This window comes from Protofrankia sp. CiP1_Cm_nod3 (genome assembly GCF_982290655.1).
This window is the reverse complement of the sequence record NZ_CEVIVD010000255.1, coordinates 1-3,723: the sequence shown is the minus strand read 5'-3', so window position 1 is coordinate 3,723 and position 3,723 is coordinate 1. Positions and strand designations below refer to the sequence as shown.

Annotated in this window: 4 protein-coding genes; 1 reads left to right on the top strand and 3 read right to left on the bottom strand. The window is 68.9% G+C overall.

Annotated elements, in window-relative coordinates; genetic code table 11:
- Window positions 1-70: 70 nt before the first annotated feature.
- From AC5LUJ_RS23805 to AC5LUJ_RS23795, 3 genes are all read right to left on the bottom strand, one after another.
- Entirely contained in the window at window positions 71-1,039 is a 969-nt protein-coding gene (locus AC5LUJ_RS23805; protein ID WP_250287254.1) for a metal ABC transporter substrate-binding protein, read from the bottom strand.
- A 585-nt stretch (window positions 1,040-1,624) separates the two neighbouring features.
- Entirely contained in the window at window positions 1,625-2,023 is a 399-nt protein-coding gene (locus AC5LUJ_RS23800; RefSeq protein ID WP_250292686.1) for a PPOX class F420-dependent oxidoreductase, read from the bottom strand.
- Window positions 2,024-2,391: 368 nt separating this feature from the next.
- Entirely contained in the window at window positions 2,392-3,168 is a 777-nt protein-coding gene (locus AC5LUJ_RS23795) for an SDR family oxidoreductase (RefSeq protein ID WP_250284974.1), read from the bottom strand.
- A gap of 110 nt (window positions 3,169-3,278) precedes the next feature.
- On the opposite strand from AC5LUJ_RS23795, the gene AC5LUJ_RS23790 reads away from it, so the two are divergent.
- Window positions 3,279-3,692: a winged helix-turn-helix transcriptional regulator gene (locus AC5LUJ_RS23790; RefSeq protein ID WP_493465829.1), complete on the top strand. Its 414-nt coding sequence runs from the start codon at window positions 3,279-3,281 to the stop codon at window positions 3,690-3,692.
- The last annotated feature ends 31 nt before the right edge of the window (window positions 3,693-3,723 follow it).

The following is a 3,723-nucleotide window of genomic DNA, read 5'->3' as shown; positions in this document are numbered from 1 at the left end:
GCCAGGCCCCCGTGCCAGACCCCCATGTCAGCCCCGTGTCAGCTCCCCTGCCAATGCCCGTGTCGACGCATCATTGCAGCGCATCGACGATTGTCCTGGTGTTGTGCTCCTCCATCCGCAGGTAGGTCGCACCGTCCGAGCCCTGCGGGCCGAGGGTGTCGCCGTACAGGGAGCCCTCACCCGCCACCACCTTGACGCCGGCCTCCCGGCCGATCGTCTCAGCCGTGTTCGGCGGCAACGACGACTCGGAGAAAACCGCCCTGGCCCCGGTAGTTCTGATCTTCTCCACAAGATTGTTGATGTCGCGGCCGGACAGCTCCGCCGACGTGTCGAAACTCGGGATGATCGACCCGACGAAGGTCAGCTGGTACCGGTCGATGTAATAGCCGAACGCGTCATGATTGGTCACCAGCTTGCGGCTGGCGGGAGGCAGTGCGTCGATCTGCCGCCTGATGTCGGCGTCGAGCGCGTCGAGCCTGCCGTCGTAGGCGGTACGGTTGGCCTGGTAGGCGGCGGCCCCAGCCGGGTCCGCGGCGGCGAACGCCCGCTCGATGTTGGCAGTCATGATCTTGACGTTGAGCGGGTTGTGCCAGATGTGCGGATCCCCGTCCTTCTCCTCCTCATCGCTGCCCGGGCGGATCCTCACACCCTGGCTGGCGTCGACCCGGGTGCCCTCGAAGCCCGCGGAGGAGATCGTCTCGTCGAGCCACTTCTCCAGGCCGACACCGTTGGCCACCAGCACGTCGGCCTCGCCGACCGCCTTGACGTCGGCCGGTGAGGGCTCGTAGTCGTGCGGGTCGACGTTGGGCCGCAGAATCTGGGTCACCTGGACCCGGTCACCGCCCACCGCCCGTACGAAGTCGGCGACCTGGGTGGTCGTCGCCACCACCCGCAGCTTGCCCGGCGGCGCCGCCGACGCGGGCCCGTCGTCATCGCCGGAGCCACAGCCGGCGACGAACAGGGCGAGCAGCGCGAGCAGCGCGAGACCGACAACGCGGTGGACGTTGACGACGCCTGCGGACGAACGAATCCGGGACATACGTGGGACGGCTCCATCCTGGGGACGACGACCACGTAATGGAAACGGTTTCCGGTTCGGGTGTCAAATCGAACCGTCACCCCTCTCCCGGGCATCACCCCTCTCCCGGGCACCAGCCGCCTTCCCGAGCATCAGGCCGGCATTTCCTGACGCACAACAAACGTATGATCACTAAAAGCAGCCACGCGAAGTTCCTCCGGAGCGAGCGCCGTCCCCGCGACACATGGCCCCAGGGCACGTGATCCCAGGGCACGTGATCCCAGGGCACGTGACATCCGCGGCGCATGGCCCGACGACGCGCGGCCGGCAGCAGGCCGTCCGGCCGTTGGCGCAGCCCCTGCCAGGCCCACCCCGGAATCACACCTGAACAGCCGTGAATCCGTGCGCCGGCCGCACCGCGGCCGAACGGGCCGGGCCGGTGGCCCCGGAAAACAGTTCACCGGGCCCGGCCAATTTCCGGATTTCACTTCCCGCCGGGCAGATGTTTCCGGACGCGTTCGTGACGGCGCGTCCGGAAAACATCCGAAAGGCCTCTCCCGGCCGGTTAGGGGACGATGTCGAAGCCGTACGCCCGGCCCGCGGCCGTCATCGGCCGGTGTTGTGGATGATGTGCCGTGGCTCCACCCGGACCGTGATCCGCTGTTCGTCCGGCCGGCGGAAAGGATAGCTGTCGACGCCGAGATACTTCTTCGCGAGCCGGTCGATGACGGCGTCGGCGCCGTCGGCCTCGAGACGGGCCGTCCCCGAGACGCTGACCAGGTGGTAGGCGTCGTCCGGGTCGAGCACACCGATCGAGATCCGTGGATCCTTACGCAGGTGCCGTTCCTTGGCCCGGCCGACCGCCGTGTTGAAAATGATCTCGTCGCCGTCCGCGTCGACCCAGACGACCGTGCTGTGCGGCGCCCCGTCCGGACGCAGGGTGGTCACCCAGGCATGCACCGGCCGGCTCAGCAGATTCCGGGCGTCCTCGTTGAGTGTGGCCATCAAGTTCCTCTCCGCTCGACATCGAGGTCAGGCTCAGGATAATCCCAGGCGTGCCGAGAAAGTTTCCGGCCGGAACCGGGGCACGCCCGGGACCCGGCGCCTGCCGGGCAAGCCGGCCGGAAAGCAGAGCGGAATGCCCAGAAATGCTTCCGGTGACCGGGGAAATGGCCGGGTGACCGGAAAACGGCGGCCGGACGGATACCACCCGGAGCGGACAAGCGGGACCGTGGCCGGAACAGGCCCGGTCGTACCCTGTCGTGCGGCCGCGCGAAGACTGTCCGGCCACCTGGCGGCTCGGCCGCCTGAAGAACGCGTCCCGAAGCACGCTTCCGCGCCCGGCTTCTCCGGGAAGACAGCTCCCGCGGACGTCACGCGGTGGACGACGGCCCGCCGACCAGCACGCCGAAGCCGGCGTCGACGCGGATCAGCGCTCCCGTGACGCCGCGCATACCCGCGTCAACGGTCTGCGCGATCACCACGGCGATGTCCTCGGGCTCGAGCACGCGTCCCAGGACCGAGTGGGCTGCGAGATGCTTCTCGCGCTCGGGCGTGAAGATCGCCGCGGTCGCCTCGGTGCGAACCGCGCCCGGGGCGACCGTGTTGACCGTGACCCCGTGTGCCGCCGCTTCCGCGGCGACATGGCGGCTGAAGGTGTTCAGCGCCGACTTCGCCGTCGAGTGGGAGAGCCTGCCGGACCCGACATAGTCGGCGGCGCTGCTGGAGACGTACACGATCCGGCCGCCACGGTGGCGCATCGCGGCCAGTACACGCTGGGTGACGAAGAAGGCCCCGGCGAGCTCACCGCTGACCTTGTCGATAAAGTCCTTCCACGCCAGGGACGCGAGCGGGCCGAACGGTGGGGCGACGGTGTTGGCGTTGCAGACCAGCACGTCGATGTGGCCCCGGTCAGCCAGGACGCCGTCGACCATCCGCTCGACCTGAGCAGGATCACAGACATCGGCCTGGACGCACTCGGCCGTCGCCCCCACGGCTTCGATCTCGAGGGCAACCGCGCGGGCGGCATCGGCGTTGCCCCGGAAATTGATCACTACATGGTAGCCGCGACGGCCCAGCTCACGGGCTGTCGCCGCGCCGATGCCACGGCCTCCACCGGTGACCAGCGCTACCTCGCGTGATCCACTCATCGCGCCTCCATCCCAGGACTCCGGCACGGGCCCCCGCTACCGCCCCTCCAGTAACCAGAGTATAGGGGCTTACTTTTAGTAAGAAGCGATACCCGAGTATGCTTTGCGGCGTGCCAGTGCGTCCGCAGCCCCCCGAGAGCCTCCCGGACGACGCGGCCGACGACGCGTTCCGCAGTGACTGCCCCGCTCGCGTGGTGCTCGACCATGTCACCAGCCGCTGGGGCGTACTGGTCCTCACCGGGCTGGCCACCGGCCCGCTCCGGTTCCACGAGCTGCGGACGAAGATCGAAGGAATCAGCGAGAAGATGCTCTCCCAGACCCTGCGCACCCTTGTCCGGGACGGTCTGGTCGAACGCGCGGTGGAGCCCTCGTCCCCGCCCAGGGTCAGCTACAGCCTCACCCCGCTCGGCGAGGGGCTGACCCAGCCTCTCCAACACCTGTTCATCTGGATTCGGGACCACGCCCGGCTGGTCAGCGCCGCGCAGGAGCGCCACGACGCGCGATCAGAGGGCCAGCCCGGCTGAAAGCCGCGTCCGGAGGCGGGCTGCCCGGCTC

What these genes read in the sequence shown, in the direction of transcription:
- AC5LUJ_RS23800 (WP_250292686.1), bottom strand. Translation starts at nt 2,023, where the DNA reads ATGGCCACACTCAACGAGGACGCCCGGAATCTGCTGAGCCGGCCGGTG.
- AC5LUJ_RS23805 (WP_250287254.1), bottom strand. Translation starts at nt 1,039, where the DNA reads ATGTCCCGGATTCGTTCGTCCGCAGGCGTCGTCAACGTCCACCGCGTT.
- AC5LUJ_RS23795 (WP_250284974.1), bottom strand. Translation starts at nt 3,168, where the DNA reads ATGAGTGGATCACGCGAGGTAGCGCTGGTCACCGGTGGAGGCCGTGGC.